Raw genomic sequence first — 4,058 nt, 5'->3', positions numbered from 1 at the left:
TCGGGCCCGCTCGCGCTGACGCCCGGCCCGGCCCGGCTCGGCCCGGCCCAACTCGGCCCGGCTCGCTTCGCGCCAGCCGCCGCGGCGCAGGTAGTTTGGGGGAGTTCACGTCGCCTGACCCGAGGAGCACCGTGGCGATCCAGCCGATCCGACTCTTCGGCGATCCGGTCCTGCGGCAGAAGGCCGTGCCGGTCGTCGACTTCGACAAGGAGCTGCGCCGGCTCGTCCAGGATCTGACCGACACCATGCTGGCGGCGCCCGGCGCGGGCCTGGCGGCGCCGCAGCTGGGGGTGGGGCTGCGGGTCTTCACCTGGTACGTCGACGGCGAGGTCGGTCACCTGGTCAACCCCGAGCTCGGCCTGTCCGAGGAGATCCAGGACGGTGACGAGGGCTGTCTCTCCCTGCCGGAGCTGAGCTACGACTGCCGGCGCGCCAAGCTGGTGGTGGCGCACGGGTTCGACCAGCACGGTGAGCCGGTGGTGGTCGAGGGCTCGGACCTGCTGGCCCGGGCGATCCAGCACGAGACCGACCACCTCGACGGGGTCCTCTTCATCGACCGGCTCGACCAGGCCGCCCGCAAGGCGGCGATGAAGCAGATCCGCGAGTCGGACTGGTTCGGGCTCGAGCGGCCGACGGTCAAGGTCAGCCCGCACGCCACCCGCGGTCTGGGTCTCTAGCGGTGCGCGTCGTCTTCGCCGGCACCCCGGAGGTGGCCGTGGTGTCGCTGGACGCGATCGCCGCCAGCGGCCACCACCTGGTCGGGGTGGTCACCCGGCCGGATGCCCGCGTGGGCCGGGGTCGCCGGCTGGTGCCGAGCCCGGTCGCCGTCCGAGCCGTCGAGCTCGGCGTACCGGTGCTCACGCCGGAGCATCCGCGCGATCCCGGGTTCGCCGAGGAGCTGGCGGCGCTTGCCCCGGACGTCTGCGCGGTGGTGGCCTACGGTGCCCTGCTGCCCGGGTCGGTGCTCGACCTGGTGCCGCACGGCTGGATCAACCTGCACTTCTCCCTGCTGCCCGCCTATCGTGGCGCGGCGCCGGTGCAGCGCGCGATCTGGGCGGGTGAGGAGCTCACCGGCGCCACCACGTTCCGGATCGTCAAGGAGCTCGACGCCGGCCCGACCTACGGCGTGATGACACAGGCGATCGGACCCGAGGAGACCGCGGGCGGCCTGCTCGCCACCCTCGCCGAAGGCGGCGCGGGCCTGTTGACCGCCACCCTCGACGGCATCGCCGACGGTTCGCTCGAGGCCCGGCCACAGCCCGCGGAGGGGATCTCGATGGCCGCGAAGCTCACCACCGAGGACGCGCACGTCGAATGGACCGAGCCCGCGGTCGCGGTCGATCGTCGGATCCGGGCGTGCACCCCGGCTCCGGGCGCCTGGACGCAATGCGGCTCGGAGCGGGTCAAGCTCGGGCCGGTGAAGCCGGCCGTCGGCTCGCCGATGCTCGCGCCCGGTGAGCTGTCGATCGGCAAGCGCGACGTGCTCGTCGGGACCGGCACCGCCCCGGTGCGGCTGGGTCGGGTGCGGCCGAGCGGCAAGAAGGAGATGGCCGCGGCCGACTGGGCGCGCGGCGTACGGCTGGAGTCCGGTGCCCGGTTCGCGTGACCGTCGTCGTCCCGCCGCCGGGCCGCGGGGGCGACGTCCGGCCGACCCGGCGCGGTTGGCGGCCTACGAGGTGCTGCGTGCGGTCCGGGTCGAGGACGCCTACGCCAACCTGGTGCTGCCGCACGTGCTGGCCCGGCTCGGCCTGGGCGGTCGCGATGCCGCGTTCGCCACCGAGCTCGCCTCCGGCGCCCTGCGGCAGCGCGGGACCTACGACGCGGTGGTGGCCGCCTGCGTGGACCGCGGCCGGGTGGAGGCCAAGGTGCTCGATCTGCTGCGGCTCGGCGCCCATCAGCTGCTCGCCATGCGGGTGCCCGACCATGCGGCGATCAGCACCACCGTCGAGCTCGCCCGGACGAAGGCCGATCAGCGGGCGGCGGGATTCGTCAACGCGGTCCTACGCCGGATCGCTCGGCAGCCGCTCGCGGCGTGGATCGCCCAGGTAGCACCGGACCGGGAGGTCGACCACGACGGCTGGGCGAGCGTCGCGCACTCCCATCCGCGCTGGGTCGTCGCACTGCTGCGCGAGGCGCTCGGCGGCGACGTCGAGGAGACCGACGCGCTGCTGACCGCCGACAATCTCGCGCCCCGGGTGACCCTGGTCGCCCGACCCGGACGGGCCGGCGTGGCCGAGCTGCCCGGTACGCCGACCGGCTACTCGCCCTTCGGCGTCGTGCTCGAGAGCGGGTCGCCGTCCGCCGTACCGGCCGTCGCCGAGGGCCGGGCCGGGGTCCAGGACGAGGGCTCGCAGCTGGTCGCACTGGCGTTGGCCGAGTCGGGAGGGGACCGGGCCGGCCCGGACAGGTCTGACAGGTCGGATGGGTCGGATGGGTCGGATGGCCCGGCGGGAGAGGTCTGGCTGGACCTGTGCGCCGGCCCCGGCGGCAAGAGCGCCCTGCTGGCGGCGCTCGCCGCCGAGCGCGGTGCCGTGCTGGTGGCCAACGAGCGACAGCCGCACCGGGCCGGGCTGGTTCGTGGCAACCTCACCGAGGTCTCCGGGGGTCCGGTCCCGGGTGCGGTGGGGGTCGTGGCCGGGGACGGCCTGCACCCGCCGTACCCACCCGGGTCCTTCGACCGGATCCTGGTCGACGCGCCCTGCAGCGGCCTCGGTGCACTGCGGCGGCGGCCGGAGGCCCGCTGGCGTCGCAGCCCCGGAGACCTGCCCGGCCTGGTCGAGCTCCAGCGCGGGCTGCTCACCACGGCGCTCGGCCTGGTGCGGCCGGGTGGGCTGGTGCTCTACTCCACCTGTTCTCCCGTGCTGGCCGAGACCGGAGGAGTGGTGGAGGCGGTCCTGGCCGCGCGCGGCGAGGCGGCCATCGCGAGGATCGGCGGCGTCGCCGCCCGCATCCCGGACGCGGCCGGCCCGGTGCCCGGCACCGTGCAACTCTGGCCCCACCGACACGGCACCGACGCCATGTTCCTCGCTCTGCTCAGGAGGTCGCGATGAGCCACTACCTCGCCTTCGTGCTCTTCGCCGCGGCGGTCGCCGTCGCGCCGGGTCCGGACTCGTTCCTCACCCTGCGCAGCACCGTGCTGGGCGGACGCACCCGTGGACTGTGGACGGCGCTCGGCATCACGATCGCCGGCACGATCCAGGGCGTCCTCGCCGCGACCGGCCTGGGCGCCGTGATCACCCACGCCGAACCGGTCTTCGCCGCGATCCGCTGGGCGGGGGTCTGCTACCTGGTCTACCTCGGCGTCACGGCGATCCTCGGCGCGATCCGCAACCGCGGGGCCGGCTGGAGTGCCGGCTCCGGCCCGGCCGTGCGGCCGCCGACCGCGTTCCGCCAGGGCTTCTTGTGCAACATCACCAACCCGAAGGTGCTGGCCTTCAACCTGGCGGTGCTGCCCCAGTTCGTGGGGGCCGGCGCGGGTCTCGGCGTCCTGCTCGCCTACGCGCTCACGCTGACCCTGTGCGGCATCGTGGTCCTGCTGACGATCGTCGCCGCGGCCACGGCGGCGCGCCGCGCGCTCGCCGACCGGACGGTGCGTCGCGGCATCGAGGGTGCCACCGGCGCGGTGTTCCTCGGGTTCGCGGCGGCTCTCGGGGCCGAGGGCTGAGCCGGGCCCGGACGGAGCCGCGGCACGCCGGGTCCCTACACCCCGGTGGCGACCCGGTCGCGGAGCAGGGCCATCCAGTCCCGGTCGCGCCCGGGGACCGGCGACTCGATCCACCAGGTCACGCCCAGTCGCTGGTGGGCGGGGATCTCCGCCCTCAGGGCGGCCGCGGCCGTCGGGCCGGCGGCCACCCGGTCCCAGACCACCAGATCGAAGTCGTCGAGTGAGCCGCGCTCGGCGGCGATGGTCTCGCCCGCGGCGGCCAGCTGGTCCGGTCCCGGCCGGACCAGCTGCCCATCGGCGTACGCGATGGGGACGGCGCCCTGCCACCGGGCCGCCCGCCGCAGTGGCCGACGGGCGGGCAGCACACCGCCCACCCAGACCGGGACCCGGCCGC

4 protein-coding genes and 1 pseudogene are annotated in these 4,058 nt (G+C 75.4%); 4 read left to right on the top strand and 1 reads right to left on the bottom strand.

The features are described 5' to 3' along the window. Window positions 1-131: 131 nt before the first annotated feature. From def to QM633_RS12200, 4 genes are read left to right on the top strand one after another with little or no spacing between them, the layout of a single operon-like run. Window positions 132-677 carry a peptide deformylase gene (gene def / locus QM633_RS12215; RefSeq protein WP_415154036.1) on the top strand — a complete coding sequence of 182 codons (546 nt, stop codon included), beginning with the start codon at window positions 132-134 and terminating at the stop codon, window positions 675-677. A gap of 2 nt (window positions 678-679) precedes the next feature. Further along, window positions 680-1,606: a methionyl-tRNA formyltransferase gene (fmt, locus tag QM633_RS12210; RefSeq protein WP_415154034.1), complete on the top strand. Its 927-nt coding sequence runs from the start codon at window positions 680-682 to the stop codon at window positions 1,604-1,606. 55 nt (window positions 1,607-1,661) lie between these two features. Beyond that, window positions 1,662-3,050 carry an RsmB/NOP family class I SAM-dependent RNA methyltransferase gene (locus tag QM633_RS12205; protein WP_415154032.1) on the top strand — a complete coding sequence of 463 codons (1,389 nt, stop codon included), beginning with the start codon at window positions 1,662-1,664 and terminating at the stop codon, window positions 3,048-3,050. Beyond that, window positions 3,047-3,664: a LysE family translocator gene (locus tag QM633_RS12200; protein WP_415154031.1), complete on the top strand. Its 618-nt coding sequence runs from the start codon at window positions 3,047-3,049 to the stop codon at window positions 3,662-3,664. The genes QM633_RS12205 and QM633_RS12200 overlap by 4 nt, the downstream gene beginning before the upstream one ends. Before the next feature lie 35 nt (window positions 3,665-3,699). Here the strand turns inward: QM633_RS12200 and QM633_RS12195 are convergent. Beyond that, window positions 3,700-4,058: pseudogene (locus QM633_RS12195) on the bottom strand (hypothetical protein); the annotation flags it as partial.

Origin of the sequence: Propionicimonas sp., assembly GCF_047606205.1 — a bacterium.
Lineage (GTDB): Bacteria > Actinomycetota > Actinomycetes > Propionibacteriales > Propionibacteriaceae > Propionicimonas.
The sequence above is the reverse complement of the archived record's forward strand: the minus strand, read 5'-3'. Positions and strand labels throughout refer to the sequence as shown.